This window comes from Thermoactinospora rubra (assembly GCF_002093975.1).
In the GTDB taxonomy this organism is placed as follows: Bacteria; Actinomycetota; Actinomycetes; order Streptosporangiales; family Streptosporangiaceae; genus Nonomuraea; species Nonomuraea rubra_A.
The window spans coordinates 1-958 of sequence record NZ_MSZZ01000133.1 but is presented as its reverse complement, the minus strand read 5'-3'; the positions used below and the strand labels follow the sequence as shown (position 1 = coordinate 958).

Here is a 958-nt window from a genome sequence, read left to right as displayed (position 1 = left end):
TCGGTGAGGGTGCCGACGGTGATGTCGGTGTCCAGCCCCAGCTTCTTGTTCAGCTTGTAGCGGCCGACCTTGGCCAGGTCATAACGCTTGGGGTTGAAATACAGGTTCTCCAGCAGCGTCTGGGCCGACTCCTTGGTGGGCGGCTCGCCCGGGCGCAGCTTGCGGTAGATGTCCAGCAGCGCGTCCTCCTGGCCGGCGGTGTGGTCCTTCTCCAAGGTGGCGCGCATCGCCTCATAGCCGCCGAACCGCTCCAGGATCTGCTCACTGCTCCAGCCCAGCGCCTTGAGCAGCACGGTGACCGGCTGCTTGCGCTTGCGGTCGATGCGCACCCCGACGCTGTCGCGCTTGTCGATCTCGAACTCCAGCCAGGCCCCGCGCGAGGGGATCACCCGGCAGCCGAACAGGTCCTTGTCGGAGGTCTTGTCCACGGTACGGTCGAAGTACACCCCCGGGGAGCGGACCAGCTGGGAGACCACCACCCGCTCGGTGCCGTTGATGATGAAGGTGCCCTTGGGCGTCATGAGCGGGAAGTCGCCCATGAACACCGTCTGGCTCTTGATCTCACCCGTTTCGTTGTTGATGAACTCCGCGGTGACGAACATCGAGGCGGAGTAGGTCATGTCCTTGTCTTTGCACTCCTCGACGGAGTACTTCGGCGGCTCGAACCGGTGGTCGCGGAACGACAAGGACATGGTCCCGGAGAAGTCCTCGATCGGACTGATCTCTTCGAAGATCTCTTCGAGACCCGACTGGGTCGGGACGTCCTTGCGCCCGGCCTGGCGAGCCGCCTCGACCCGGGCCTTCCACCTCTCGTTGCCCAGCAACCAGTCGAAGGATTCGGTCTGCAGGGCGAGGAGGTCGGGAACCTCGAGGGGCTCCTGGATGCGCGCGAAAGACACGCGACGGGGACCGGATACGGCGGAGGCGTTGCGCGAGGCTGCCAACAGATGTCCTTCCG

At 64.7% G+C, this 958-nt stretch carries 1 pseudogene; it reads right to left on the bottom strand.

From position 1 onward, the window contains the following. A pseudogene (locus BSB02_RS39235) lies at nt 1-944 on the bottom strand (DNA-directed RNA polymerase subunit beta); the annotation flags it as partial. Nucleotides 945-958 lie beyond the last annotated feature (14 nt).